Source organism: Shewanella carassii (assembly GCF_002777975.1).
Taxonomy (GTDB): Bacteria; Pseudomonadota; Gammaproteobacteria; order Enterobacterales; family Shewanellaceae; genus Shewanella; species Shewanella carassii.
The window spans coordinates 354,596-380,416 of record NZ_NGVS01000006.1; the positions used below are offsets into that span (position 1 = coordinate 354,596).

Below are 25,821 nucleotides of genomic sequence, written 5' to 3' on the forward strand. Positions count from 1 at the left end.
CTGAGTACCGGGCCAAAAGGTTAAAGCAATCTCGGGCGCAGTTTGCGCCCACCCATTTCCCAGCAGGAGAAAAGACGATGAAAAGTTTGAATCAGTTTGTGAAAAATGCGATTGGATTTGCGTTGCTTTCTACTCTGTTTGCTTTACCGCTACTGCTGGCGTCGACACCCACCAAGGGCAAGGATGAAGTCAATACGCCATCTCTGTGTGAGCCGTATCCAGAGTGTGTGATTTACAAGATCCCCGATGAGTCCATCAATCTATAACCGTCAGCGGAGGCCATCATGTTGCAGGTAACTCTCTATTTGGTCGGTTCACTGAGCGCTTTTGTATTGGTGTACTACCTGTTTTTAAACTTGGTTCTTGCGTCCGAAGAATCAAGCTTGCTCGACCCTAAGGACAAATAACTCTCCCTTTCCAAGCCAAAGGGGCTCGGTGTAAACCGCGCCCCTTTTTATTTATCCGGAAGCTTAGGAGAAGCTGTGACCGCCCACATGCATGATGCAAAAGGTCCAGACTACGAAAGCCAGAATACCGTGTACCAGAGCGTAGAAGGCCTGATCCAAGCGACGTAAGCCGGCGGCTTGCCAGATAAGGTGCAGGTGTAGCCCAAGCACCAGGGGAAATAATAACAACAAGGGATAGAGGGCGAATGGACTGGCATCTCCCAGCAGAGGTCGGGTCAACAAAGACCAGAGCACCATAAAGGCGGTGATCAGCGGGGGCAGGGCAAGCCGATACTGCTCGGGATAGGGAAACATTACAGGTCCTTGATACGGCTGAATAAAGGCGGATCAGCGAACGGCTCTGGCTATCAACTGTGCCTTTGCCTGTAGCATTCCCGTTTCTCCGCCGGGCATATGGCCTTCAAAGTAATGTAAAGTCTCAAATTTGGCAAATCTGTGTTGCAGCTCACTTTCATTCAGTAAGAAATCCGGGTTGCTGGGGCGGCCTAATTTGGCCTGTTCCTGGGTAAAGGTTTCGTAAAACAGCAAGCCTCCAGGCTTTAGCTGTTTGGCAATCCAGGGAAGCGAGGGGCGGTGCAGGTAGTTGAACACCAATACTACATCGAAAGGCTGAAGCTCGGGTTTATCACCTTGTTCGAGATCCCATTCGATAAATTGGCAGTGAGGAAACTGGTGCCAGAGGCCATCAAAACCCTCGGGATTGCGATCGATGAAGGTGACCTCGGCGCCCTGCTTGGCAAACCAATGGCCGTTGCGCCCGGAGCCACAGGCCAGGTCCAGCACTCTGAGCGTCGGCGTTATCTCTGGGTGTCGGTCAAAGGCGGTGATCAGCTCTGCGGTATTCATCCCTTGATCTCCTTGCGGCTGTCGATTCTGCGTCTATGAACTATAGAGTAATGTCTCAGACCTGCAGGTCCATGTGACACTATGACCGACAGTAAAACCACAGTCACGAGCAATTCGCTCTTGTAGCTTGCCAAGGGAATGAATAGCAAGATCAGCAGTAGTTTCACCAGGGTCAATACCCCTTTCAATTGGATAAGCCAGCGCCAATCCCGGACTATCTCCCACAGCATCAGGCAACTACCACTGGCCATGGCCATGATCCAATAGAGCTGCCAGCTTTCTTTGGGGACCGACAGCAAAATACCGCCACCTGCGCCGACTATTCCCAAAATATGTAGGGCTCTGAGACTAGTCTTACAAAGGCGTTGCAGCCAAAACTGCTTTTCCGACATCTGTGCTTTTGCCATGGTGATGATATCTGTGATCAAGAGTATAAATTTTGCGTTAGCTTAGCAGCATTCGCTAATTGACGACTATGCTTGACTTTGTATTTGTCGAACTTTCTCACATGGAAGCTCAGATTCCGGAAATGTTAGTCAGGTATGGATATACCGCACGTTAACTGTGATTTGTATCAATGTGTAGCCACCTTATCTGCAAGAGTGCACAGAAATGTGGATAAGGTGCCTCAAGAGAAATTTTTTTGTGACTCAGTTAAATATATGCCTAAAGGGGTAGTGTTATCTTCTGTCGCGGGAGATATGACGTGCTACAGCCTTGGTTCATATAAATAAAAAGCAGTGTAGTACGAAATAGCTATATACGAGTATGTGAAATAATATGGTGGAGGAACACTCTATGTTCACGGGAGCACTTAAGAAAACAGCACTGGCAGCACTGATTTCCGGCATGATGGCCGGAACAGCTTATGCCGGCGCAGATGTATTGGCGGATTTTCATGGTGAAATGGGCGGTTGTGATACTTGCCACGTTTCCAAGAAAGGTCCTACCGATGACAACCTGACCCATGAGAACGCTCAGTGCGTTAGCTGCCACGGTGATCTGAATGAGATTGCTGCCGGTGAAAAAGATCTGAAGATTTCTCCACACAAGTCTCACCTGATCGGTGAAATCGCTTGTACTTCTTGCCACAAAGGCCATGAAAAATCAGTTGCTTACTGTGACGCTTGCCACAGCTTCGATTTCGATATGCCATTCGGCGGCAAGTGGGAACGTAAGTTTGTTCCTATCGATGTACAAAAAGACGCTCAGGAAAAAGCCATTGCAGCCGGTCCTCGTGAAACCACTGACGTGGTTATCATAGGTTCTGGTGGTGCCGGTCTGGCCGCAGCAGTATCTGCTCGCGACAACGGTGCCAAAGTGATTTTGCTGGAAAAAGAACCTGTCCCAGGTGGTAACACCAAGCTGGCTGCAGGCGGTATGAACGCTGCTGAAACCAAGCCTCAAGCGGCTCTGGGCATTAAAGACAAGAAAGAGATCATGATCCAGGACACCATGAAAGGTGGCCGCAACATCAACGATCCTGAACTGGTTAAAGTACTGGCCAACAACTCTTCCGACTCTATCGACTGGTTGACCGCTATGGGCGCCGACATGAATGACGTGGGTCGTATGGGTGGTGCTAGTGTCAACCGTAGCCACCGTCCAACTGGTGGTGCCGGTGTGGGTGCTCACGTAGCCCAAGTACTGTGGGACAACGCTGTTAAGCGCGGTACCGATATCCGTCTGAACAGCCGCGTTGTTCGCGTACTGAAAGATGATTCAGGTAAAGTGACCGGCGTTCTGGTTGAAGGTAAGTACACTGGTTACTACGTGATCAAGGCTGACGCCGTGGTTATGGCTACCGGTGGTTTCGCCAAGAACAACGACCGCGTTGCCAAGTACGATCCTAAGCTGAAAGGCTTTGCTGCTACCAACCACCCAGGTGCAACCGGTGACGGTCTGGATGTTGCCATGCAAGCCGGTGCCGATACCCGCGATCTGGAATGGGTACAGGCTCACCCAACTCTGTCCCCACGTGGTGGTGTGATGGTAACTGAAGCCGTACGTGGTAACGGTGCTATCCTGGTTAACCGCGAAGGTGACCGTTTCGTCAACGAAATCACTACTCGTGACAAGGCTTCTGCAGCCATCCTGAAACAGAAAGGTGCCAGCGCCTTCTTGGTATTCGATGACTCAGTTCGTAAGAGCTTGAAGAAGATTGAAAACTATGTCCACCTGGGCATTGTTGACGAAGGTAAGACTCCTGAAGAACTGGCCAAGAAGATTGGTGTTCCAGGTGCCGAACTGGCCAAGACTATCGCTACCTACAACGGTTTCGTGAAGTCTGGTAAAGACACTCAATTCGAGCGTCCTAACCTGCCTCGTGAACTGGGTACTGCTCCATACTACGCCATCGAAGTTAAGCCAGCTGTACACCACAGCATGGGTGGCGTGAAGATCGATACTAAGACTGAGGTTAAAGCCAAAGACGGTCATCTGATCCAAGGTATGTATGCTGCCGGTGAAGCCACTGGTGGTGTTCACGGTGCCAACCGTCTGGGTGGTAACGCTATCTCTGATATCGTCACCTTCGGTCGTATCGCCGGTGCTGAAGCTGCCAAGTACGCTAAAGAGCACTAGGCCAAGCTAATTCTCCGATAGCACGGAGTCGGGGCGCTTGAGCCCCCATCAAAAAAAGCGGACTGTCAGGAGTCCGCTTTTTTATTTTTGGTGCGCTGCATCATGTTTCCGGTGAGATTGCCCGAGCTAGGCAAAGACAAGTTTAAGTAATTCACTTACACTTTTAGCTATCAGTCCAACTACCGGGTCATAAACAGCATGAAGATAGGTTTTTTTAGCGCCAAGCGTTACGACATGCAGCATTTCAACCGTACCAACGAGGCCTTCGGGGCGCAAATTGAGTACTTCGACGTGCGCCTATGCATGCAAACAGTGAAACTGGCTTACGGATTCGAAGTGATCTGCGCCTTCGTCAACGATGAGCTCAATGATGAGGTGTTGACAGAACTGGCCACCAATGGCACCCGGATCATCGCCATGCGTTGCGCCGGCTTTAATAATGTCGACCTGGATGCGGCCAAACGGCTGGGAATGAGTGTCGTCAATGTCCCGGCTTACTCTCCAGAATCTGTAGCCGAGCATACGGTCGCTCTGATGTTGACCCTGAACCGCAAGATCCATAAGGCGTATCAACGCACCCGGGATGCCAACTTCTCTCTCGAAGGGTTGGTGGGCTTCAACATGTTCGGTAAGACTGTGGGCGTGGTCGGCACAGGGAAAATCGGTATCGCCACCATCAAGGTCTTGTTGGGCTTTGGCTGTAAAGTACTGGCGTTTGACCCTTATCCCAACCCGCAAGTAGAGGCGCTGGGGGCTCGCTATGTCACTCTGGATGAAATGTACCAACAGAGCGATATCATCAGTCTTCATTGCCCGCTGACGGCGGAAAACCGCCATTTGCTCAACGCAGACAGCTTTGCCAAGATGAAGCCTAGCATGATGGTGATCAACACCAGTCGTGGCGGCTTGCTCAACGCCATAGATGCCATGGAAGCGCTCAAGCTCGGACAGATAGGTTCGTTGGGGTTGGACGTGTATGAGAACGAGAAAGAGCTGTTCTTTGAAGACAAGTCCAACGAAGTGATCCAGGACGATGTATTCCGGCGTCTATCGGCTTGCCACAACGTGATCTTTACCGGTCACCAGGCGTTTTTGACCGAAGAGGCCTTGGGCGCCATCGCCCACACTACACTGTCCAATGTACAGAAACTCCTCAGCGGTGAGCGTTCGGGTAACGAGCTTTTCTAAGGAAGGTGCGAACAAGTCCCATGTGTGCTCTGCGTCGGCTTACAGGCCTGGATGCACGTGGTTCGCAGCAAATGGCCCTAGCCCTTTGCAAGAATTCTTTATAGATAAATACTGACACCCAACTCCCCGATTGCTAGATTGAGATAACCGCATCGGGGAGATGCTCATAGGGAGGTGTCATGCTGGTCACACAGAGTCTTCATCAACTGCCGACGGCAAGCGGCAGCATGCAAACCCGGGTCTATCGTCCCGATAGTGAGGGTTGTTTTCCCGCTATCATCTTTTACTCGGAAATCTTTCAGGAAACCGCGCCAATAAGCCGCATGGCTTGTATGCTGGCCGGTCACGGCTTTGCGGTATTGGTGCCGGAAATTTTCCACGAGCTCAATCCGCCGGGCACTGTGCTTGGTTATGATGACAGTGGCAAGGACAAAGGCAACAGCGATAAGCTGAGCAAGCCATTGGAAGCCCACGATGATGATACTCAGGCACTGGTGGATTTTATCCGGGCTCAGCCCTGGAGCCGCGGCCGGATTGGTGCCATGGGCGTCTGTGTTGGCGGCCACCTGGCATTTCGCGCCGCCCTTAACCCCGACATCGCAGCGGCATTTTGTCTCTATGCCACAGATATTCACAGCGGCGCTATCCCGAGTGCGCCGGGGAATGACTCTCTGAGCCGCTGCCGGGATATTCGCGCCGAGTTGGTAATGATCTGGGGCAAGCAGGACCCCCATGTGCCGAGTGAAGGGCGCCGTCTCATCCAGCAAAGGCTGGAGCAATGCCAGCTCTTATACAGCTGGCAGGAGCTCAATGCCCAGCATGCCTTTATGAGGGATGGCGATCCCCGTTATGACCCGGCATTGGCGCTGCAGATGTACCAGCAGGCGCTGGCGCTGTTCCAGCGCAGGCTTAATTAATCCTGCTTGGGTAACTGCTCCGGTATTGTCTCTTGTGCCTGCGGCGCCGAGGCATTGCCGGGTGCCAGCTTCAGCACGGCTTTTTGCAGTATCAGGTTGTTGGGGTAGGTAACAGTATCGCCGTTGTCGCGGCGGATAAGCACGTGAAACAGCCCCACTTCCAACAATACCCCGGTAATATCCTCATCCTTGTCGACAACTTTGATCCGCTCACCGACCTTGTAGGGAAACACAAAAAAGATCAGTACCCCGGCGGTGAGGTTACTCAGTATCGACCACTGGGCCACCAAAGCCACCCCCAGCACGGCAAATGCCGAAGACACGAACAGTGAAACCTCCTGATAGCCGAGTCCCAGAGAAACGGCCATCAGCGATAGAGTGACAAAGAACAACAGATAGCTGATAAAGCGAGTCACCAGGCTGGTACGGGCGGCGCTGACCTGTTTCTTGTCCGCCAGGGTTTGCACTGCATTTTTCAGCGCCCGCTGCAGAAAGAAAAACACCCCGAGATAGAGGCAGGCAATCAGAATATTGTGAGTCATATGGCGTTTGCTTCTGTGAGAAATAAGGCGTTTGCTGGCATACTAGCGACTTTGTCACAGGGGATAAACTCCCCAACCGAGAATTATTCAAGCATGTCAGATTATCGCACCTTAGTGCAGCAACAGGATGAATGGGGCAGCGTCGCTGTCCTTGATGATGGCGACTGTCGGATCTTAGCCTTCGGCGAACACGATGAGCAGAGCAAACTGTTGAAAAAGGCTCCCCATGTACCGCAGCACACCTATGTGCAAGCCATGCTGTTGGCGCTTTTGTACCTCAAACCCAAGAGCTCCATCATTTTGGGGCTGGGCGGCGGCGCCTTGGTGCATGCGCTGAGGCATTTTGATGCCGCTATCAAGCTTACAGCGGTCGAGTTGCGTCCCCTGGTGCTTGAGTTGGCCAAGAGCCATTTTCAACTGCCACTGTCGAAAAAGCTGAACCTTATCAATCAGGATGCCAATCAGTTTCTGGCCAGTGCCGATCACAAGAAGGTAGATATTATCTTCGCCGATCTCTACGGCTCTGAAGGCGTTGATGCCGGTCAGCTGAGCCAAGCCTTTATCGAGCAGAGCCTGGCACTGCTCAAGAGTGAGGGTTTGCTGGTGCTCAACTGCTGGAAAGAGCACAGTCAGGACAGAGGCCTGCTGGCTCGCCTACAGCAACATTTCCCCGATGTGCGGGCCTGCCTCACGGGGGGCGGCAACTGGGTAGTGTTTGCCTCAAGGACACCGAAAAACTTTACCAGTGCCGGGCTCAAGCAGGGCGCCGCCGGCTTGTCTGCTGTGCTGGACTGCGATCTCGGCCGCTCCCTCAGTCGCTTCGAACTCTGGCAGTAGGCTAATTTGTAAGGGATTGTTAAGGGCTCTAGTTCGTAAAAGCCCTGATGTTATATTTGTCTGCCCCTCAATAATGATAAGCAGTACAAATGAATAAAAACAAAAGATTAGCTGTAAAACTTCTGACCCTATCCTGCCTTATGGGCGCTGGGACGACACAGGCCGAACAGTATGAGTTTGCCACTCAAGTCGCCCCGGTCAATACCTTGGTGATGTTCCAGCATCAGGATGGCACCCTCTACTCGGCCGCAGGCTTGCAGGCGGATACCCGCAAACAACTGCAGCGCGCCATTGCGGCTGCTAACTTCAAAGGCCAGGAGGGCGAGCTGCTCGAATTGCTGGCCCCCATTGGTACCCAAGCTGAACGCCTGTTGCTGCTCGGGCTTGGGGATGCTGAACTGACGCCGGGGAAGACAGCCTTGCTGGGGGGCAAGCTGTCCAATCACCTGGAAGGCGTCAAACAACCCAAGGTGGCGGTATGGGCCGCTGATATCCCCAATAGTCAAGGGTTTATCGCCGAATTGACCCAGGGGATCTCCCTGGCAAGCTACCGCTATCGTGACTTTACGGCCAAGCCGCGCACCGAAAAACAGTACCATTTTGCGGTCGCCGAGCCCAAGATAGCCGAGACTAATCACCTCAAGTCGGCAGCGATTGCCGATGGTGTGGCGCTGGCGCGGGATCTGACCAACAAACCTGCCGCCGAACTCTATCCCGAGTCCTTTGCCGATGCGGCCAAGGAACTCAAGCGTCTTGGCGTCAAGGTTAAGGTGTTGGAGCCAAAAGACCTGGCCAAGCTCAATATGGGGGCGCTGCTGGCCGTGGGCAAAGGCAGTGAGCGTGGCCCAAGGTTGGTAGTGGCACACTGGCAAGGCAGTGATGATGCTCCGGTTGCGCTGGTGGGGAAGGGGATTACCTTTGACTCAGGCGGCTATAACATCAAGGCGACCGGCACTTCGATTGCGCGGATGAAGTCAGATATGGCCGGCGCCGCCACAGTGTTGGGAACGGTCAAGGCGATGGCCGCCGCCAAGGCGCCAGTTAATCTGGTGGGTATCATGCCGCTGGCGGAAAACATGGTCTCGGGCCGTGCGATGATCCCCGGGGATGTGATCAAGACTGCCCAGGGGCTGACGGTTGAAGTCCTCAATACCGACGCCGAAGGACGTCTGGTGTTGGCCGACGGTCTTTGGTATGCCCGCGAGCAATACCAACCACAAGTGATAGTGGATGTGGCGACCCTCACAGGGTCCAAGGTGCGTGCCCTAGGGGTGGAGTATGCCGGCCTGTTCAGTGACTCGGAACCTTTGGTGCAGCAACTGACCTATGCGGGGCAGCAGGTAGGGGAAAAGCTGTGGCGCTTGCCGCTGGATCCGGCCTACGGCGAAGAGTTGCATTCCAGCATAGCAGACTTAACCAACACAGGCCGTGAAGGCAGCGCCGGGGCTTCTTCGGCGGCGATGTTTCTCAAGCGTTTTGCCGGTGAGCAACCCTGGGCTCATCTGGACATTGCCGGTAACGCCCTGGTCAGGAGCGACACTCAGTTGGCTCCGGCCGGAGCTACCGGTTATGGTGTACGCCTGTTGAGCCATTGGTTGGAACAGCATAAGTTCAGTGATAACCAATAGATCAATAACTTGCTCGGGAGCGAAGGGTAATCGCTTTTTTCGCTCCCGATACAAGCTCCCCTAAAAAACCGATTAAGGCAACAGCTTTTATCCGTTATCTTATTTTAAACCCTTTGGTTAATATGACTTCCATCGAGGGGCAGCAATGAAGTTGACCCGGACAATTCAAACTGAAAATGGGAGCATACAATGACTCAGTCAATCATCAACTCTGTAATCAAACCCTTTAAAGCTACCGCCTTCCACAAAGGTGAATTCGTTGAGCTGACCGAACAGGATCTGCTGGGCAAGTGGTCTGTAGTTTTCTTCTACCCAGCCGACTTTACCTTCGTTTGCCCAACTGAACTGGGTGATATGGCTGACCACTACGAAAAACTGCAAGCTATGGGCGTTGAAGTTTACTCTGTGTCTACCGACAAGCACTTTACTCACAAGGCATGGCACGATACTTCCGACACCATCAACAAGATCCAATTCCCAATGATAGGTGACCCAACCGGTGAAATCAGCCGTAACTTCGGTGTGCTGGTTGAGGAAGACGGTGTCGCCCTGCGCGGTACTTTCGTCAGCAACCCTGAAGGTGAAATCAAAGTCGCTGAAATCCATGACCTGGGTATCGGACGTAGTGCCAGCGAGCTGGTTCGTAAGATCCAAGCTGCTCAATATGTTGCTACTCACGACGGCGAAGTTTGCCCAGCCAAGTGGCAGCCAGGCGACGAAACTCTGGCTCCTTCTCTGGACCTGGTTGGCAAAATCTAAACTGCCAGTCTGACCCAGAAGGCTCCGAACCTCCCCCTGCAAGGGTTCGGAGCCTCTTTCCCCGCACTATTTCTGTTTTCCTTTAGTCTGATTCTGGAGTCATCATGTTGGATGCGAATCTGAAAAATCAACTGCAAACCTATCTGCAGAACCTCAAGCAACCAGTTGAACTTGTCGTATCTGCAGATGAAAGCCCAAAGTCCAAAGAGCTGTTGGCTCTGGCACAGGATATTGCCTCGCTGTCTTCCCTGGTCAGTGTGACCGAGCAGTCACTATCCCGTACCCCGGCGATGCAAGTTACCTCAATCAAGGGCTCTGATATACGTTTTGCCGGTTTGCCCATGGGGCACGAATTTACCTCACTTGTGCTGGCTCTGTTGCACACAGGTGGGCATCCCATCAAGTTGGAGGCCGAGCTGATCGAGCAGATCCGCAGCCTGCCAGGGGAATATCATTTTGAAACTTTTGTCTCTCTGAGCTGCCAGAACTGCCCGGATGTGGTGCAGGCGCTCAATATGATGGCGGCGATCAACCCGCGGATCAGCAATACCATGATAGATGGTGCCTTGTTCCAGGATGAGGTTGAGCAGCGCAATATCATGGCCGTGCCTTCGGTTTATCTGAACGGCGAGCCTTTCTCTGCCGGCCGCATCAGCCTGAAAGAGATACTCAATAAACTGGATACCAATGCCTCTGCCCGCCAAGCCGAAAGCCTTAACCAGCGTAAGCCCTACGAAGTGCTGGTGGTTGGCGCCGGGCCTGCCGGGGCATCAGCCGCCATCTACGCTGCCCGTAAGGGACTGCGCACTGGGCTGTTGGCCGACAAGTTCGGTGGCCAGGTCAGCGAAACCGTCGGCATTGAAAACTTTATTTCGGTCAAGGCGACTGAAGGCCCCAAGTTGGTGGCAAATCTGGAAGAGCATGTTCGCGACTATGAAGTGGATGTGATGGATAACCAGAAGGCGGTTCGTCTCGGCAGCAATGGCCTCTATGAAGTGGAACTGGAAAATGGTGCCCTACTCAAGAGCCGCACTGTCTTGTTGGCCACAGGAGCTCGCTGGCGGGAAATGAATGTCCCCGGTGAGCAGGAATATCGTGGCCGCGGTGTGGCTTATTGTCCTCACTGTGATGGCCCGCTGTTCAAGGGTAAACGGGTTGCGGTGATCGGCGGCGGTAACTCGGGTATCGAGGCGGCTATCGATCTGGCCAACATAGTTGAGCATGTGACTGTACTCGAGTTTGACAGTAAATTGCGCGCCGATGATGTGCTGCAGCGCAAGGCCAAATCTATGGGTAACATCACTATTATCACCCAGGCGCAAACGACTGAAGTCCTTGGTGATGGCAGTCGGGTTATCGGCCTTAACTACACAGACAGAGCCAGTGGCGAGCAGCATAATATTGCGCTGGCAGGTATCTTTGTGCAGATAGGTCTGGTGCCCAACACTGAATGGTTGCGTGGTACTGTGGAGTTGACCCCGCGCGGTGAAATCATTGTCGATGAACGCGGTCAGACTTCACTGCCAGGAGTGTTTGCTGCTGGTGACGTGACTAACTCGGCCTACAAGCAGATCATCATCGCTATGGGTAGCGGTGCAACGGCCTCTCTGGGAGCCTTTGACTACCTGATCCGCCATTCAGAGGATGAATCGGCAGCGGCTTAACATTAAAGGCCTTCAAGAGCGAATACGCCTAAGGGCCGAGTGATTGCTGTAGATTTCAAAAAGGATCCGCTCTTTATAGCGGGTCCTTTTTCTTTGTTAGAGCCGGTCTAATAACAGTGATCGAAATGAGCCGTTTCCATACAGAGATAATTGATTTGCTCTGCAGATAGCGGGGCGATATCAAGCGTTCGGTTCGGATTGATATCTGTTACGGTCAAGAGGGTTATTGGTGTCTGATAGCTGTTGCAGCGACCACAATCAAAGTTTACCCCTAATCCATTAACCAGATAATGAAGCTTGCCTTCGAGTGTTACCTCGTATGCTTGTGTCGGTTCGCCTTGCAGGGCCAAAACAGAGACCAGATACCTGACATTGTCCCAAGCCGATAGCTGTAACTGTTTACTGGTAAGTATCAAGCTTTCCGGTGTCTGTGGCATATGGGCCTCGCTGTTTTAAATCTTGGCTCAATTGGTTCAAAGGGTAGAATTCAAACGATGAGTTAAATTCATTGTTCAAGTTTATCCCTGCAGCAGGTAGAAATCACGGCCGCAGAGTGTCACAAAGTCCAATGTTTGCATGCGTGCATGGCGGCTATGCGCTCGTAGAGATGCTTCATTGTCTTCGGCGATCAGTGCTAGCCAGGGAGCGTCATTATTTTCTCTAGCGGCAGAGTACAACCCATCAAATACACCTTTGCCCCGATACTTGGGATGAACCCAAACTGGGCCATAGTGAAGAGTATTGCGCCAATCGGTTTTAAGTGCGCAATGCCCTTGGCTAAGTCGCTGGTATAGGGCTTGGCATAAAGGTGAATGATTAAGCTTGTTCCAGTCGCCGAGGATGAGATAACCCATGATTTCCCCTGAGATCTCAGCCACCCAGACCAGGCCAGCCGAGACTAAAGGGTTTAGTTCTGAGATGGAAAACCCTTGTCCCTCGAATCCCCGAGTACGTTCTTTGGCACTCAGTTCATCTTGATTGAAACGTTTTTCTAGGGTGGCAATGGTCTCAATGTCCGCCATCTTGGCTTGGCGGTATTGTGTGGATTCTGGCATCGGCTGGCTTTAAGAAAATAAAGAGGGCGCATTATAACCAAAGCCAAGGACGCTGGCACTTGATTTGACCAATTTGCGAAACTCCCATTTAGCTTCCACACTTAAGGACGAACCAAGCCATTCAATTCAGGAAGAAACATGCTCCCGGACACCATAGACCCAGGTAAGAGCTTACTGGAAAGTGAAAGCCACAGACTCAACCTTATTCGTTGGATGCATCAATGTGAATTAATGAAGCGTTATTATCAAGCCGACAAGGTTTTTGTGCTTCAAAAGACAGACTTGGGATTTGAAGTTATTGTCAGTGCTGCCGATGCCAGTAATCGATTTCCGCCTGGCAAGGTCTTTGCGGCTGATGAAAGTGTATTTCAGCGTATGGTTGATGCTCCTCCTGAAGGGGTAAATCTGGATCTGACTCGTTCAACAACGGAGGATTCCCCTAAGGAATTCAGCAATGTACTTGGTATTCTTTCCAGGCCTGTTCTTTGGCCTGATGGTTCTGTTTTTGGTTGCCTCTGTGTCATTAATGCTCATGCCAATGAACAACAGCATATTAGCCCCTATATGCTGGAGCCTTTTCAGATCCTTTTGCAACAAGATTTGGCGTTGTTATGCCAAAGTCATCGTATCGAATCACTGTCAATGCGTGATCGGGAAACCGGAATGCTGAATCATTATGGTTTCATCATGATGGCTCCGAGGCAACTTAATCTCGGGCGTAGATTTGGTGCGCACTCGGGGATCATTTTTCTGGAACTGATACCGGGCAAAGACATAGATGATGAGGCTTTGAGCCGCCAACACAAGGAGCTTGGTAACCTTATTCTCAACACAATCAGAACCGCAGATATAGCGGCCCATTACAGTGATAGTCAGTATGTTTTATTGGTATTTGTCGATCTGGAGCGGGACTTGGAGCATATCATCAAGCGCTTGGAGCGACAGATGAGTCAGCTTAACCCTTTAGCTCAGTTGGATTCCAGTAGTTGTTTCTTCAGTCCTGATTCTGCCGCCAAGTTGGCACCAATGTTGGAAAGTGCCAAGGCTGGACTCAAGTCTTCCCTGCAACGGGTTCAGAAACAAGAGTGATTCATTGGGCGTGGATGGAATAAATTCCGACGGCTGTGATGGAACATGTTCGGGCCTTGTCCATTGTGAGTGTTGCCATCTTTCATCAGGACAAAATTATTTTTCATTGTCGTGCATATAATAGACTCGAGGTGTTTTTTATTAAAATGCTATCGGGACAGGGTTTCAGTAACTTGCTTGAGCCAAGGCCGTAGTGGTCAAGTTAAATTGGCTACTGAATGAATATTTTGAATTGAAAGATGATTTGTTTTACTCACCTTTACTGAGCATGTTTTATTGTTAGTGTCTTTTGGGGGGCGTAAGGTAAAAATAGTCGTTTAAATCCAGTGTTGAATACGCTGTTTTTTAGCGAATTGGTAATGCTACTGGTGATAACAAGATGAAATGAGCTATATCTGAGTCGATTGATATCATGCACCCGGAAAGCGGTTCACAATTACTTCTATCAAGGTCATCCCGGTGGATATAACAGCCATCACTCAGCATTGCCACCTGGTGTTAACACATTTTGCGTCATGTAGCTTCAGTGGCCAGTTGAGACACCGAATTAGTCTTATCAATCTCCGTTGCCCCTCTTTTTTATCCGCCTTATTCTTGTCACACTATAAGAGTTCAATAAACCAATGGAAAAATGACCATGATTAAAAAAACGCTCGTAGCCGCAGCGCTGCTTTTGGGGTTGGCAGCATGCCAAACCACTCCTGATACCCAGGGTCAGCCTTTGCCACTGGAAGGTAGCTGGCATGTGGAAAGTATTCTGGGGCAACCGACAATAGATTACAGCCCGGCACAGTTGGTTTTTGCCGATGATGGTAAGCTCTCCGGCAATAACAGCTGCAACAATTTCTTTGGAACATACTCTCTGGAAGGACAGAAGTTGAAACTGGTTCCGGCCGGTAGCACGATGAAAGCTTGTGTCGATGCACTTATGGCTCAGGAACAACTGGTAATGCAGGTCTTACCCCAAGTGGTTAAAGGTGAAATCCAGGATGGCAAATTGTTGCTTCTGGGAAGCGATGAGCGGGTGTTAATGCAGCTTTCAAGCCTTTGATATCAAGCCTGGACAGTGACAATATCTGACTGAATACCCAAAAAAGAACCCAGCATCGCTGGGTTCTTTTTTGGGTATTCAGTCAAAGTGGCAAATTGGGAACGCCGATGAGTTAAATAGCAGCGCCGAGCAAATCAAGCCGTGGTATTGATATTACGGCCTATATTTCCAACGGGGGCAGCTGGCTCCTGCGCGGGTGTAGCGGCTTGGATCAGTTGCAGTGCAATTTCGCCTTCGGCTTGTTGCTGTTGCTTGGCTAACTGGGCGACTTTAACACCGACAGCACCGGTATCCATATTCACCGACAGCGGCTGAGAGTTGAGAGAGACTGTCATGGCTTTCCTCGGGGTTGGAGAGTCGCATTACGGGACTCGGGCATTATCTTGTTATCGGCATCAATAGCTATAACTTTAGCCTAAATCCCGCAGGTTCGGCAAAGAAGCCAAGCCGCCATCTGGCGACTTGGTTATGCTGAACCATCAAGCGGCCTTGCGGCGGCGTTCCAGGAATTTTCGGCCCATCACTATCAGGATCGTGACGACTATGGCGCCAATAATTAGCCCCAATGCCAGGCTGACGCTCTGCAGCGCTGCGGGATTGACCGCCAGGGTGCCACCCAATCCCAACATCATGACGCCGGACATCAGTTTTAGAGTTTGCCCCTCTTTCTCGGTCAGCTTGCGCTTGCCGAGAGTCATGCTGAAGGCGATCACTATGATGGCCAGTGGGATAACGTAGACGATGTTATACAGAACCAGGTACATGTAACGTTCGAAGCTTGGCAGATTATGCATCGAAAGCACACTGGTGTAGATCATCGGGAAGCCCGCGGTACACAAGAGCTCATAGGCGTTGGCCAGAATCGCCAATACTGTGGTGCCGGCTATCATGGTCGCCAGGCTGGAGGCGCTGGATAGTTTGCCCATGCGCTTGATAAGTCCGCTGCGGTTTTCCGCCGACATCGAGAGGGTCACCTCCCCCTTGGTAAAGAAGTAGTCTTTGATGTTGATAGTGCCGGCTATCAGCGCCAGGATCCCGGCCGCTAGAATAATCATCCCGCCATCACTGCCAGCCCCCAGCAATTGGAAGATGTTGAGCCAAGCGGTCATAAACAGGAAGTAAATAAAGCCAGAGAAGAACACGAAGATGCCTCCTACCAGCAGCATACGGCCGCGGCTCTTGGCGTTGACCATGATGGACAACAGGAACAAGAGCACAAAGAAGGCGCAGGGGTTAAAGGCATCGACACCGGCAAGTACCAGCGTAAGGATCGGCAGTGACATGGTTTCCGGCGTCACGACTCCCACCAGAGGCAATTCCACCGGCTGCACTTCGGGCTCTGCCGCCAGTGCCGTTGCATCACAGGTGCCATTGCCACCGTCATTGGCGCAAGTGCCAAACAGGGGCGCTTGGGATGAACCTGACGCAGATTGTGATGATGACTGCCCGGGCATCTCTTCCTGAGGTAACTCCCCGCCCGCTTGGAGGTAACAGTTCTTGAGACGATTGAGCAGGAATTGGCCGGTCACGTCTTCACTGGAATAACCTATGATGGCTTTGCCACAGGTGGCCATATAAGGCACTGAACGTGCTTCCGTGCCGGTCGCTTCAGCCAACTGTTGCCAAGTCTCTTGGGTACCCGGTGCTCCCACCATCAAGGAATGCAGCTCAATCCAGGGATAACGTTCTGCTAAGGAGTCGATAAAGGGATGTGCCTCGGCACAATGTGGGCAAGTCTTGGACCAGACAAAATATAACGGGATCTTGATCTGTCCCTGCTGATCTACCTGTTGCCACTGATTGGGTGTCATTTGAGTTTCAGTGGCGGCGAGGCCTGTGCTGAAGCTCAGTATCAGGCAGAGGAGGATATTTCGTAACATAAGCTTACCTGTGCAAGAGGAATAGAATATTCACTGATGTACTCATGGCCATATTGAAGCCACAAGTACCCTACATACACTTTACTCCAAGGCAGGGAAGTTCATGATAGAGCGGCTTTAAAACTGTTATCGGACTCGAAAAAGTCTCTAAAGTGAGACGCATAGATATTTGTTAATGTTTGTCTAATAAAACTGCATTCAGGCGTAACTATCTGCACTGATGATTTCAGTAATTTACTTTTTTGTCGCTTTACCTTTACTCCCCTTTAAATATCTACAGGACTCCTTATGCAGTTCACGCTTAAAGCCCGCTTACTGTTGGTCAGCTTGGGTGCCGTCTTTCTCACGGTTGTAGCCTTGGTTGGCCTTTCTTCCTCTTCCATTCGTGACAACGCCATGCAGCGCACTCAACATGAGGTCGATCAACTGGCAACGACCTTTGCTGGCGGTATTGGACAATGGATGGTTGATAGACAACAGGCGATCAGCAGCTTGAGGGGCACACTGCAGCGGAATCTTGACGTTAATATCACGCCTTTTCTAATGCAGGCCCATGAGGCCAGCGGTTTGGCTCTGACCTATTACGGTGATGAAAAGGGCAACATGTATCGCCAGGATCCTAACTTGCAGCGCGCAGGTTATGATCCCCGAGTCAGGCCTTGGTATCGAGATGCCAAACGCGCAGGAGCCATGATAATGACGGCTCCTTACTTTAGTGCCACCATGCAAAAGCCTGTGGTCACCATTGCAGAACCCTTGCTTCAGAATGGCCAGATACAAGGTGTGGTGGCAGCCGACTTAACCATTGAACAGCTGACAGAGGCTGTGCGAACCCTCAAGGTGCCGGGGGATGGCTATGCCGTGATGCTGGAGCGTAGTGGTTTAATTATCAGCCATCCAGACAAGGCCCTGAATGGTCAGCGAGTTAATCAACTCGGTGGTATTTTTACACCCCAGTGGTTCAGCGCCGCTATCAGGGCCAATACCGTTGATGAGATGAAATTTGCCGGTAGTGACAAACTCTTTTATGTCGCAGCCGTACCCCATACGGATTGGGCATTGATGTTTGTCATGGATAAGGCGAGCATCATGGCCGAGGCTACTGAGTTAGCCTGGTGGATGTCGGGAGTCGGCGCCTTGTTTTTGGTGGGTTTTGGTGGCCTGTTGGTATTGGTGTTTAAGAGTCAGTTTTCCGATCTGGAGCGGCTTGCCAAGGCGCTCAACGATATTGCCGAGGGAGAGGGCGATCTTACCGTGCGTATCGAGACCCGTAATCAACACGATGAAATTGGCACTCTGGCCAGCGGATTCAACCGTTTTGTTGAACGCCTGCATGGCATGATCTCCCGTATGAATGAAATTGCTCAGCAATTGGGTGAACAAGCTCAACAGACCCGTGACTCTGCCGAGGATAGCCGTCGACGTATCGAGGGTCAGCAAGATGAAGTCACTATGGTCGCGACCGCCGTCACTGAAATGGCCGGTGCCACCGAGGAGATAGCTGGCAATGCGGAGCAGGCGGCCCTGACGGCGCAGTCGGCGGTTGGCCTGTCTGGCAGTAGTCAACAACAGGTACAGCAAAGTCAGGAATCGATTCACTGTCTGGCACAGGAAGTGGCGACCGCCAGTGAAATTATCGGTGAGCTCAATGAACATTCACAGAAGATCAATAGTATTTTGCTGACCATCAGCGGTATTGCCGAGCAGACGAATCTCTTGGCTCTGAACGCCGCCATTGAAGCTGCCAGAGCCGGTGAGCAGGGGCGTGGCTTTGCCGTAGTGGCCGATGAAGTCAGGGTACTATCGCAGCGAACGCACGCGTCCACGCAAGAGATCCAGGCCATGATCGAGACACTGCAAATGACAGCGACTAAGGCTGTGAATTCCATGGCGCAGAGCCATCAGATGGCGGAAACCAGTGTGATGGATGCCGAATCGGCCAGTGCCAGCCTGGCGCAGATAAGCCAGGCGATCGCCCAGATATCCGATATGGCGAGCCAGATAGCGGCCGCGGCCGAAGAGCAAACCTCCGTGACCGGTGAAATCAATCGCAATACTGAATCGATTCGCGAAGTTTCTCTGCTTTTGTCGCAGGAGGCCAACAGTGCCACCACTAAGGCACAGCAACTGGCTGAGTTGTCTGATTCACTACGTCATGAAGTGGGGCGTTTTAAGCTCTAGCGGCGGTCTCGGGTTGCCATCACTCTTGGTTATTTATAACGGAGAGTGATGGCGGATAAGCGCTGACAGTAAGGGGGACGGTTGAGACAACTGGGCCAGTAAGCTCGCCGCCGTTTATCACTATGACCTGTAAAAAACGGCGTTACTCGGCGCTGCGCGGTTTTTCTATGGTCGCCAGCATCTGTTGGTTGTTGCACCAATGCAGGCTCACTTCGCGGTTGTCTTTATGGGTCGCGGTACGGATCCGGGTGACGATAGGTTGGGGAAAGTTCGCTGCCGTTAAATACTCTTTAACCCTTTCGATGCGTCTATTGGCAAGCCACATATTATATTTTTGTAACTCTTCATCACCGAGAGATTTATCCATATTGAATTCCAATAATAGATAGCCGCTTGAATTACTGCTGTTGTCGGCAACAATTTTATCCAGTTGTAAAGAATCACGGGCGCTGAAATAAGAGCTGTTCTTGGCATAATCGATATTACCAAGCAAGATGCTTTTTTCGCAGGCGGCTTGGGATACCCCGGCAAACAGCAGTAACCCCAGTATTAGGACACGCATATCATTCTCCTTTGATTATGTCTTTATTATTGTTTTGGTCCACTTTTGAGGCGCAAATTTAATCGATTGTCAGGAATAAATCAATTTTCTATGAAAACTGTTCTAAAAGAGAGGAACGTCATAATACAGTATGAATGACGGGAAAATGTCACCGAAAATATAAATTTAGTCATGCTGACATTTATTTGTTTTGTTGCCAATAAATTGACTTAATAATAATTGTAAACAACACCTTACTGATTCAATTGCATCTTTCCCATAGCAGACTCAAGTGATGGCTTGAGGAAGGGGCTAAGCGAAAGCGGGCCTAGAGTTGCCTCTGGATAAAGTCATTATAATGCCGTTTGGGGCCACCTATTGAGGATCGCTCAAGAGGCATTGCAGGCCGGTTTAGTGACAAAATGTCAGCTTGATGTTCGGGGAGACTCGTATATGGAACCTTCCCTACGCTGGATGAGAAGTGCTTTTCAATCTAATTATTAAAACGTTGGCTCGATATTTTGGGTGGAGGCAAGTATATTGTGCACAATGTAAGTTGTATTTTCGGGTTGGCTCATGTCAAACAATCCCCTGTGCCTGGAAAACCAGGTTTGCTTTTCACTATACAGCGCCGCCAATGCTATGGTGCGGGCCTACCGGCCTGTGCTCGATGCCCTGGATCTTACCTATCCACAATATCTGGCCATGTTAGTGCTTTGGCAGCACAAGGGCATCAGTGTCAAGGCGCTGGGTGAGCGTTTACATCTGGATTCAGGTACCTTGACGCCCTTGCTCAAACGCCTGGAAACTAAAGGCTTGCTGTTAAGAGGCCGCAGTGAACAGGACGAGCGGGTGCGGGTACTGACGCTCACCGATGCCGGGCTGGCTTTGCAAGCGCGCGCAGTCGATGTGCCTGAGCAGATGCTGTGTCGCAGTGCCATGCCGCAGGCTGAGCTGCAACAACTGAAAAGCTTGTGTGACACCCTGTGGCAGCAATTGGAACGTTAACGGAAAGAGGCTGATGGAACAGGTCGATCTGGCAATCATAGGTGGCGGCATCTCCGGCGTGGCGGTGGCGCAGTGCGCGGCGGCGGCCGGTTATTCCGTGGTGCTACTGGAAAAGTCCACTCTGGCGGCAGGCACCTCCTCCCAGTCCAGCAAACTGATCCATGGCGGCTTACGTTATCTCGAATCCGGACAACTGGATCTGGTGCGCGAATCGCTGCGGGCCCGGCGCGAGTTATTGCGTCTGGCGCCAACCCTGGTCAAGGCCGTTCCTTTCTTTATCCCGGTTTATCGTGACAGTCGCCGCGGCGCCTTGACCCTCAGGGCCGGCCTCAGCCTCTACGGCTTGCTGAGCGAGTTTGACCGCCTGGGCCGTTTTCGTAGTCTGCCTGCCAGGGCTTGGGGAAGCTTTCCCGGGCTCAAGCTGGCGGGAATGACTCATATGTTCCAATACTGGGATGCCCAGACGGATGATGCCTTATTGACCAAGGCGGTGGCCGATAGCGCCAGGCTGCTCGGTGCCGATATCCGCGAGGGCGCCGAGTGTTTGACAATAGAGCATAAGCCTCAGGGATGTAAGCTGAGTTACCGGGATGCGGATGGCGACAAAATGCTGCACTGCCGCTTTCTGGTCAACGCCGCCGGCGCCTTTGTCAACGACCTGCTGGCGCGGGTGACACCGCCCATAGCCCAGACGGCAATAGACTGGGTGCAGGGGAGCCATTTGCTTCTGGATATTCCTGCGCCGCCCGGGGTGCTCTATCTGGAATCCTGCTTCGATGAGCGGGTGGTATTCGTGATGCCTTGGTACGGCAAGACGCTGGTAGGCACCACGGAAACCCTCTGCCAGGGACCGGTTCCGCAGATCACCCGAGAGGAGATAGCATATCTGCTGGGGATCTATCGGCACTATTTTGGAGGCTCTGGCAGTTTCACGGGTGCTGTCACTACAGAGGAGCTTGAAGCCAAGGTATTGGCGCATTTCAGTGGCATGCGGGTGCTGCCCAAGGGCGATGGCGATGCCTTTGGTCGGCCGCGAGAGGTACAGTTGTACCAGCGCTATTCCCATCCCAGGTTGCTGACGCTCTACGGCGGCAAGTTAACCACCTTTCGTGCCACTGCCAAGGCGGTGACGGCAGAGATAAGCAAGGTACTTGGCAAACGCAGCCCCAAAGCGGATGTCGACAAGCTGATGCTAGGATGATTTTTAGGGTGAAACAGGCTAAAGTGTGCCGCTTTTGCCGCCGGGCTAAATTGGAAACTTGGGATATATCAGAGTGAGATGTGACTTTTTTGCGCAGGGCAAGTGCCGCTCCTGTACTCACATAGAAACGCCAATGGTGCAACAACTGGCCGCCAAGAGTGAGCAGTTGGCGCAGTTGCTCAGCCCCTTTACCCCCTTTGAACTCTTGGCCCCTGTCAGCGGGCCGTCCCTGGGTTTTCGCAACAAGGCCAAGATGGTGGCACTCGGGGCCGCCCATCAACCCATTCTGGGGATAGTCTCCCCGAGTGGTGAGGCCGTGAGCCTGTGCGATTGTCCTCTCTATCCTGCCGATATGCAGGCCTTGCTGCATCGGCTTGAGCTGTTTGTGCGTCAGGCCGGGATCCCACCCTATCGGGTAGATAAGGCCAAGGGCGAACTCAAGTTTGTGTTGTTGACCCGCGCCGAAATCAGCGGCGACTTTATGCTCAGGTTTGTATTGCGCTCCAGGCAATCCATCGAACGGATTGAGCGTGAACTGCCAAAGCTGCTGGCCGAGTTTCCTGCCATCAAGCTGGTATCTGTGAATCTGCAGCCGGTTCATATGGCCAGGCTCGAAGGTGAACAGGAGATTTTTCTCACCGAGGCGCAACGTCTGGAGGAGTCCTTCAATGGCGTGCCTCTCTATATCCGCCCCAAGAGCTTCTTTCAAACCAACCCACAAGTGGCGGCGGCCCTTTATCAGAGCGCCAAAGACTGGGTCAGTGAGCTGAAGCCTGAGTCGATTTGGGATCTCTTCTGTGGTGTCGGCGGTTTTGGGCTGCACTGCGCCAGCAAAGACACAGAGCTTACGGGGATTGAAATCGAGGCTGAAGCCATCGCCTGCGCCAAGTTATCCGCCGAAAAGCAGGGGCTTGAGCGGGTGAACTTCAAGGCGCTGGATTCGGGCAGCTTTGCCGCGGCGCAGTCGGCAGGCCAGGTACCGGATCTTATGATAGTCAATCCGCCGAGACGCGGTATAGGCGCCGAGCTTTGCCAGGCCATTTCGACCTTTGCGCCGCCGCACCTGCTCTATTCCAGCTGCAACCCTGAATCTTTGGCCAAAGATCTGGCGGCAATCAGTGGTTATCGTGTGCGCAAGGTGCAACTGTTCGATATGTTCCCGCACACGGATCACTATGAGGTATTGGTGCTGTTGAGTCGCAGCTGAAGTTTATTATGAGCCTCTGCTGTTAAGTGCTCTGCCGCTTTTCTGGCTGCTGGCCAGTTGCCAGGTGCAATGAGTCAGCAAGGTGAGTTTCAAGCCATTTGCTAACCGTTGGCCGCAATAGTTTTTACTATATAAGGTAAATGTCACATATGCGTCATACAATGTGGCCTGGGTAAGTAAGCAGTGGGTTGACTATTTGATGTGGCAGATATTTGTTCGTTTTTTTGCTTTAGGGCTGGTGAGTTTTGGTGGTCCGGCGGCACATATTGGGTATTTTCGTAAAACCTTTGTCGAAGAGTTGCGCTGGCTCGATGATAAAGATTATGCGTCCTTGGTGGCTTTGAGTCAGTTCTTGCCCGGTCCGGGATCGAGTCAGGTCGGTTTTGCCATAGGTTATCGCCGCGGTGCCTTACCCGGGGCAATATTGGCCTTTCTCGGTTTTACCTTACCTTCTTTTCTGTTGATGTTTCTGTTGGCGGTCAGCAGCTATCAGTACCTTTCCAATGATTTATTTCAGGGAGTTATCGCCGGACTCAAGCTGTTGGCTGTGGTGGTAGTGGCCGATGCAGCTTGGGGAATGTTCAAGCAGTTCTGTCGCCAACCTATCACACAGCTAATGGCGCTGCTTAGTGCCATTATCCTGCTTTTGTTGCCGGGAAACCTGACTCAATTATTCGTGTTGGTTGCCGCAGCGGTTATCGGTTTTTATTGGCTCAATCGCGATATGCCCGTGCCATCGAATCCGAGAAGTATGCAGCTGAATTGGAGTGCCTTGCTGATCTTTCTGTTTTTGCTGTTGCTCAGTGGCCCTCTGCTTGCCAGTCCCTTGGCCGAACTCTTCAACCAGTTTTATCAGACCGGCACCATGGTGTTTGGTGGGGGCCATGTGGTGCTGCCTTTGCTTGAGAGCCAATTGGCAAACAGCATAGATCATGACAGATTTTTGACCGGCTACGCCCTAGCGCAAGCCGTTCCCGGCCCTATGTTCAGTTTGGCGGCTTATTTGGGGGCTGAATTGTGGCCGCAAAATGCCTTGGTTGGCGCCCTGGTGGCTACGCTAGGCATCTTCCTTCCGGGCTTTTTACTCTTACTGACGGTGATCCGCGGCTGGCAGGGGATTGCCGAACGTCCCCAAATTGCCGCCATGGTGATGGGAATCAATGCGGCGGTTGTTGGCTTGTTGTTAACTGCACTTTATCAACCGGTATTCAGTAGTGCGGTCACAGGGCCAGTCTCTATGGCTATGGTATTAGTGGGCTTGATTATGCTTAAGCTGTGGCGTTTGCCTTTGGTTTTGCTGGTGTTTGGATATGCCTCGATGGGCGCATTATCAAGGTTGATCTCGTAACATAAATGGTCAAACTTTGATCTCTACCTTTTTTTTCTACGAACTTAGTTGGAACAAAGTGACTATAATTTACAAAGGTAAATTTCTTGGGGGTATGCAAAGTGTCTAGTCTGAGTTTAAGAAATAAGTTGTTGTTACTTTCTCTATTACCGTTGCTGACGGTGTCCATTGTACTGATGTTGTTATCATGGACAGTGGAGTCGGATGCATTAAAAAGTGAAGTAACCAACTTCAGAGAAAAACTGCTCCATGAGCGTCGTCAGGAATTGGTTCATGTCACTGAAGTCGCTAAGGAAATCGTTGTTTTCCAACGTTCCCAAGGGGGTGACTATAAGGCTGCTTTGCGAGATGTACGCTTTGGCAGTGCCGGTTACTTCTTTGTCTATGACGGCAATGGCAAGAATCTGTTTCATGCCCTACTGCCTGAGCTGGAAGGTACAGATCAGATAGGAATGACGGACCCCAAAGGGACTCGGATTATTGTCGGATTACTCAATGCGGCCCGCAGTGGTGATGGCATTATGACCTATTACTATCAGAAGCCTGGCACGAATGAACTGGTGGAAAAGATAGGTTATGCCGCGATGATCCCTGGCACTGACTGGATTATCGGCACCGGTGCCTATGTCGATGATATCGATGCCTCCGTTGCCGAATATGAGCAGACGGCGTTGGAAGCGATGAAGGACAAACTATGGCTGACACTGATGATAGTCATAGTGATCACCGTTGTGACCGCTGCCATCATATTGTTTGCTGCCCAGCGTACTGTGACTCCTATTCGCAACATGCTGGATAACCTCAACGATATCGCTGAAGGGGAAGGCGACCTGACCAAGCGCCTGCAAGTGCGAGGGGATGATGAAATCGCTCAGCTGGGACAGGCCTTCAACCGCTTTGTCGACAAGCTACAACGTATTATTCGTGATGTCACCACGGCAACCCATGAAGTGCAGGATGCGGCTGGCTCGATTCACTCCCAGACACAGGCCATTGCAGCTCAACTGGTGAATCACAACAATGAAACCGATCAGGTGGTGACCGCCATTACCGAGATGTCTTCTACTGCCCAGGAAGTGGCGATGAACACAACTCAGGTAGCGGAAGCCACTCATGTGGCTACCGATGAAGTCGCCAAGGCTCAGGAGTGCGTCGATACTTCGCTGACCGAGATCTCCACCCTGATGGCGGAAATCAACAGCGCCGCCAATCATATTCAATCGCTCAGCGAGCAATCACAGCGGATCAACAGCGTCTTGTCTGTCATTGGCGGCATCGCCGAGCAGACCAACCTGTTGGCATTGAATGCGGCAATTGAGGCGGCCCGTGCCGGTGAGCAAGGACGCGGCTTTGCCGTGGTGGCCGATGAAGTGCGCAGTTTGGCGAGTCGCACCCAGGCCAGCACCTTGGAGATCAATGAGATGCTCAGTGAGCTGCATCGCTTGGTGAGTCAAGCCGTGGCGGCCATGGAAGAGAGTCAGCAGAGCTGTCATCGCAGTGTCGAATCGTCTAAGTTGATCTCAGAAAGTTTGGGAGCGGTAACCAGCTCTGTCACTTCCATCAATGATATGAGTACTCAGATTGCCACCGCTGCCACAGAGCAGAGTTCGGTGACCGAGGAGATTAACCGTAACGTTTATGCGATTCAGGAGATAGTTGCCGAGTTGCTGCATTCTAGTGAGGATGCCGCCAGAGTCAGTCAGACTGTGTCTCACAGCGGTGATAATCTGGGACAACTGGTCAATCAGTTCAGAGTCTAATCTTGCTTGAGAGCTCAGTTGCAGGAATGAGCAACTAAAGAAAAATAAAACGGCGCCAATCAGGCGCCG

At 51.7% G+C, this 25,821-nt stretch carries 25 protein-coding genes; 16 read left to right on the top strand and 9 right to left on the bottom strand.

Going from position 1 to position 25,821, the window contains the following annotated elements:
• The first annotated feature begins 77 nt into the window (after positions 1–77).
• Positions 78–266, top strand: coding sequence for a hypothetical protein (locus CBE72_RS04620; RefSeq protein WP_025008933.1), 189 nt, complete (start codon positions 78–80; stop codon positions 264–266).
• A 204-nt stretch (positions 267–470) separates the two neighbouring features.
• On the opposite strand, the gene CBE72_RS04625 is transcribed toward CBE72_RS04620, so the two are convergent.
• From CBE72_RS04625 to CBE72_RS04635, 3 genes are read right to left on the bottom strand one after another with little or no spacing between them, the layout of a single operon-like run.
• Positions 471–761 carry a hypothetical protein gene (locus tag CBE72_RS04625; RefSeq protein ID WP_028779462.1) on the bottom strand — a complete coding sequence of 97 codons (291 nt, stop codon included), beginning with the start codon at positions 759–761 and terminating at the stop codon, positions 471–473.
• A gap of 33 nt (positions 762–794) precedes the next feature.
• Positions 795–1,313 (bottom strand): class I SAM-dependent methyltransferase, encoded by a 519-nt coding sequence (locus tag CBE72_RS04630; protein ID WP_100142509.1) that lies wholly within the window; start codon positions 1,311–1,313, stop codon positions 795–797.
• Positions 1,310–1,720 (bottom strand): hypothetical protein, encoded by a 411-nt coding sequence (locus tag CBE72_RS04635; protein WP_100142643.1) that lies wholly within the window; start codon positions 1,718–1,720, stop codon positions 1,310–1,312. The genes CBE72_RS04630 and CBE72_RS04635 overlap by 4 nt, the downstream gene beginning before the upstream one ends.
• A gap of 391 nt (positions 1,721–2,111) precedes the next feature.
• Here CBE72_RS04635 and fccA point away from each other — a divergent pair, with 391 nt between their 5' ends.
• The 3 genes from fccA (at position 2,112) to CBE72_RS04650 (ending at position 6,001) form a co-directional block, all read left to right on the top strand.
• A complete protein-coding gene (gene fccA, locus CBE72_RS04640; RefSeq protein ID WP_100142510.1) occupies positions 2,112–3,896 on the top strand; it encodes a fumarate reductase flavoprotein subunit FccA in 1,785 nt (594 codons plus the stop codon).
• A 198-nt stretch (positions 3,897–4,094) separates the two neighbouring features.
• A complete protein-coding gene (locus CBE72_RS04645; protein WP_100142511.1) occupies positions 4,095–5,084 on the top strand; it encodes a 2-hydroxyacid dehydrogenase in 990 nt (329 codons plus the stop codon).
• 179 nt (positions 5,085–5,263) lie between these two features.
• Complete coding sequence (locus CBE72_RS04650) at positions 5,264–6,001, top strand: dienelactone hydrolase family protein (RefSeq protein ID WP_100142512.1); 738 nt, start codon at positions 5,264–5,266, stop codon at positions 5,999–6,001.
• Here the strand turns inward: CBE72_RS04650 and CBE72_RS04655 are convergent.
• The gene (locus CBE72_RS04655; RefSeq protein ID WP_100142513.1) at positions 5,998–6,543 is read right to left on the bottom strand and encodes a mechanosensitive ion channel family protein; all 546 of its coding nucleotides are present in this window, start codon (positions 6,541–6,543) and stop codon (positions 5,998–6,000) included. The genes CBE72_RS04650 and CBE72_RS04655 overlap by 4 nt on opposite strands.
• A 93-nt stretch (positions 6,544–6,636) precedes the next feature.
• On the opposite strand from CBE72_RS04655, the gene CBE72_RS04660 reads away from it, so the two are divergent.
• From CBE72_RS04660 to ahpF, 4 genes are all read left to right on the top strand, one after another.
• Positions 6,637–7,380, top strand: coding sequence for a spermidine synthase (locus tag CBE72_RS04660; protein ID WP_100142514.1), 744 nt, complete (start codon positions 6,637–6,639; stop codon positions 7,378–7,380).
• Between the two features lie 89 nt (positions 7,381–7,469).
• Positions 7,470–9,008 (top strand): leucyl aminopeptidase, encoded by a 1,539-nt coding sequence (locus CBE72_RS04665; protein ID WP_100142515.1) that lies wholly within the window; start codon positions 7,470–7,472, stop codon positions 9,006–9,008.
• Positions 9,009–9,197: 189 nt separating this feature from the next.
• Positions 9,198–9,767 carry an alkyl hydroperoxide reductase subunit C gene (gene ahpC / locus CBE72_RS04670; RefSeq protein WP_028779456.1) on the top strand — a complete coding sequence of 190 codons (570 nt, stop codon included), beginning with the start codon at positions 9,198–9,200 and terminating at the stop codon, positions 9,765–9,767.
• 104 nt (positions 9,768–9,871) lie between these two features.
• Positions 9,872–11,431: an alkyl hydroperoxide reductase subunit F gene (gene ahpF, locus CBE72_RS04675; protein ID WP_071476541.1), complete on the top strand. Its 1,560-nt coding sequence runs from the start codon at positions 9,872–9,874 to the stop codon at positions 11,429–11,431.
• A gap of 107 nt (positions 11,432–11,538) precedes the next feature.
• Here ahpF and CBE72_RS04680 read toward each other — a convergent pair whose 3' ends face one another.
• Positions 11,539–11,868, bottom strand: coding sequence for a hypothetical protein (locus CBE72_RS04680; protein WP_100142516.1), 330 nt, complete (start codon positions 11,866–11,868; stop codon positions 11,539–11,541).
• 81 nt (positions 11,869–11,949) lie between these two features.
• Complete coding sequence (locus CBE72_RS04685) at positions 11,950–12,486, bottom strand: GNAT family N-acetyltransferase (protein WP_100142517.1); 537 nt, start codon at positions 12,484–12,486, stop codon at positions 11,950–11,952.
• Between the two features lie 231 nt (positions 12,487–12,717).
• Here CBE72_RS04685 and CBE72_RS04690 point away from each other — a divergent pair, with 231 nt between their 5' ends.
• Together CBE72_RS04690 and CBE72_RS04695 are read left to right on the top strand one after the other, a co-directional pair.
• Entirely contained in the window at positions 12,718–13,575 is an 858-nt protein-coding gene (locus CBE72_RS04690) for a GGDEF domain-containing protein (protein WP_229671862.1), read from the top strand.
• A gap of 637 nt (positions 13,576–14,212) precedes the next feature.
• Positions 14,213–14,626: an META domain-containing protein gene (locus tag CBE72_RS04695; RefSeq protein WP_100142519.1), complete on the top strand. Its 414-nt coding sequence runs from the start codon at positions 14,213–14,215 to the stop codon at positions 14,624–14,626.
• Positions 14,627–14,760: 134 nt separating this feature from the next.
• On the opposite strand, the gene CBE72_RS04700 is transcribed toward CBE72_RS04695, so the two are convergent.
• Together CBE72_RS04700 and CBE72_RS04705 are read right to left on the bottom strand one after the other, a co-directional pair.
• Positions 14,761–14,961 (bottom strand): cytoplasmic protein, encoded by a 201-nt coding sequence (locus tag CBE72_RS04700; protein ID WP_100142520.1) that lies wholly within the window; start codon positions 14,959–14,961, stop codon positions 14,761–14,763.
• A gap of 144 nt (positions 14,962–15,105) precedes the next feature.
• The gene (locus CBE72_RS04705) at positions 15,106–16,506 is read right to left on the bottom strand and encodes a cytochrome C biosynthesis protein (protein ID WP_100142521.1); all 1,401 of its coding nucleotides are present in this window, start codon (positions 16,504–16,506) and stop codon (positions 15,106–15,108) included.
• Between the two features lie 288 nt (positions 16,507–16,794).
• On the opposite strand from CBE72_RS04705, the gene CBE72_RS04710 reads away from it, so the two are divergent.
• Complete coding sequence (locus CBE72_RS04710) at positions 16,795–18,687, top strand: methyl-accepting chemotaxis protein (protein WP_100142522.1); 1,893 nt, start codon at positions 16,795–16,797, stop codon at positions 18,685–18,687.
• A gap of 142 nt (positions 18,688–18,829) precedes the next feature.
• Here the strand turns inward: CBE72_RS04710 and CBE72_RS04715 are convergent, their stop codons facing one another.
• On the bottom strand, positions 18,830–19,249 hold the full coding sequence (locus CBE72_RS04715; protein ID WP_100142523.1) for an OmpA family protein: 420 nt from the start codon (positions 19,247–19,249) through the stop codon (positions 18,830–18,832).
• A 555-nt stretch (positions 19,250–19,804) separates the two neighbouring features.
• Between CBE72_RS04715 and ohrR the strand changes: the two genes are divergently transcribed.
• The 5 genes from ohrR (at position 19,805) to CBE72_RS04740 (ending at position 25,752) form a co-directional block, all read left to right on the top strand.
• Entirely contained in the window at positions 19,805–20,236 is a 432-nt protein-coding gene (gene ohrR / locus CBE72_RS04720; protein WP_100142524.1) for a transcriptional regulator OhrR, read from the top strand.
• Between the two features lie 13 nt (positions 20,237–20,249).
• Positions 20,250–21,437: an FAD-dependent oxidoreductase gene (locus CBE72_RS04725; protein ID WP_100142525.1), complete on the top strand. Its 1,188-nt coding sequence runs from the start codon at positions 20,250–20,252 to the stop codon at positions 21,435–21,437.
• A gap of 73 nt (positions 21,438–21,510) precedes the next feature.
• Positions 21,511–22,644 (top strand): 23S rRNA (uracil(747)-C(5))-methyltransferase RlmC, encoded by a 1,134-nt coding sequence (gene rlmC / locus CBE72_RS04730; protein WP_100142526.1) that lies wholly within the window; start codon positions 21,511–21,513, stop codon positions 22,642–22,644.
• A 163-nt stretch (positions 22,645–22,807) separates the two neighbouring features.
• Positions 22,808–23,992, top strand: a complete 1,185-nt coding sequence (gene chrA / locus CBE72_RS04735; RefSeq protein ID WP_308419681.1) for a chromate efflux transporter — start codon at positions 22,808–22,810, stop codon at positions 23,990–23,992.
• 101 nt (positions 23,993–24,093) lie between these two features.
• Positions 24,094–25,752 carry a methyl-accepting chemotaxis protein gene (locus CBE72_RS04740; RefSeq protein ID WP_100142644.1) on the top strand — a complete coding sequence of 553 codons (1,659 nt, stop codon included), beginning with the start codon at positions 24,094–24,096 and terminating at the stop codon, positions 25,750–25,752.
• The last annotated feature ends 69 nt before the right edge of the window (positions 25,753–25,821 follow it).

What these genes read in the sequence shown, in the direction of transcription:
- CBE72_RS04690 (WP_229671862.1), top strand. Translation starts at nt 12,718, where the DNA reads ATGAAGCGTTATTATCAAGCCGACAAGGTTTTTGTGCTTCAAAAGACA.
- CBE72_RS04660 (WP_100142514.1), top strand. Translation starts at nt 6,637, where the DNA reads ATGTCAGATTATCGCACCTTAGTGCAGCAACAGGATGAATGGGGCAGC.
- CBE72_RS04655 (WP_100142513.1), bottom strand. Translation starts at nt 6,543, where the DNA reads ATGACTCACAATATTCTGATTGCCTGCCTCTATCTCGGGGTGTTTTTC.
- ahpF (WP_071476541.1), top strand. Translation starts at nt 9,872, where the DNA reads ATGTTGGATGCGAATCTGAAAAATCAACTGCAAACCTATCTGCAGAAC.
- ohrR (WP_100142524.1), top strand. Translation starts at nt 19,805, where the DNA reads ATGTCAAACAATCCCCTGTGCCTGGAAAACCAGGTTTGCTTTTCACTA.
- CBE72_RS04705 (WP_100142521.1), bottom strand. Translation starts at nt 16,506, where the DNA reads ATGTTACGAAATATCCTCCTCTGCCTGATACTGAGCTTCAGCACAGGC.
- fccA (WP_100142510.1), top strand. Translation starts at nt 2,112, where the DNA reads ATGTTCACGGGAGCACTTAAGAAAACAGCACTGGCAGCACTGATTTCC.
- CBE72_RS04620 (WP_025008933.1), top strand. Translation starts at nt 78, where the DNA reads ATGAAAAGTTTGAATCAGTTTGTGAAAAATGCGATTGGATTTGCGTTG.
- CBE72_RS04645 (WP_100142511.1), top strand. Translation starts at nt 4,095, where the DNA reads ATGAAGATAGGTTTTTTTAGCGCCAAGCGTTACGACATGCAGCATTTC.
- CBE72_RS04700 (WP_100142520.1), bottom strand. Translation starts at nt 14,961, where the DNA reads ATGACAGTCTCTCTCAACTCTCAGCCGCTGTCGGTGAATATGGATACC.
- ahpC (WP_028779456.1), top strand. Translation starts at nt 9,198, where the DNA reads ATGACTCAGTCAATCATCAACTCTGTAATCAAACCCTTTAAAGCTACC.
- CBE72_RS04630 (WP_100142509.1), bottom strand. Translation starts at nt 1,313, where the DNA reads ATGAATACCGCAGAGCTGATCACCGCCTTTGACCGACACCCAGAGATA.
- CBE72_RS04725 (WP_100142525.1), top strand. Translation starts at nt 20,250, where the DNA reads ATGGAACAGGTCGATCTGGCAATCATAGGTGGCGGCATCTCCGGCGTG.
- CBE72_RS04695 (WP_100142519.1), top strand. Translation starts at nt 14,213, where the DNA reads ATGATTAAAAAAACGCTCGTAGCCGCAGCGCTGCTTTTGGGGTTGGCA.
- CBE72_RS04635 (WP_100142643.1), bottom strand. Translation starts at nt 1,720, where the DNA reads ATGGCAAAAGCACAGATGTCGGAAAAGCAGTTTTGGCTGCAACGCCTT.
- CBE72_RS04715 (WP_100142523.1), bottom strand. Translation starts at nt 19,249, where the DNA reads ATGCGTGTCCTAATACTGGGGTTACTGCTGTTTGCCGGGGTATCCCAA.
- CBE72_RS04650 (WP_100142512.1), top strand. Translation starts at nt 5,264, where the DNA reads ATGCTGGTCACACAGAGTCTTCATCAACTGCCGACGGCAAGCGGCAGC.
- CBE72_RS04625 (WP_028779462.1), bottom strand. Translation starts at nt 761, where the DNA reads ATGTTTCCCTATCCCGAGCAGTATCGGCTTGCCCTGCCCCCGCTGATC.
- CBE72_RS04685 (WP_100142517.1), bottom strand. Translation starts at nt 12,486, where the DNA reads ATGCCAGAATCCACACAATACCGCCAAGCCAAGATGGCGGACATTGAG.
- CBE72_RS04680 (WP_100142516.1), bottom strand. Translation starts at nt 11,868, where the DNA reads ATGCCACAGACACCGGAAAGCTTGATACTTACCAGTAAACAGTTACAG.
- CBE72_RS04665 (WP_100142515.1), top strand. Translation starts at nt 7,470, where the DNA reads ATGAATAAAAACAAAAGATTAGCTGTAAAACTTCTGACCCTATCCTGC.
- CBE72_RS04710 (WP_100142522.1), top strand. Translation starts at nt 16,795, where the DNA reads ATGCAGTTCACGCTTAAAGCCCGCTTACTGTTGGTCAGCTTGGGTGCC.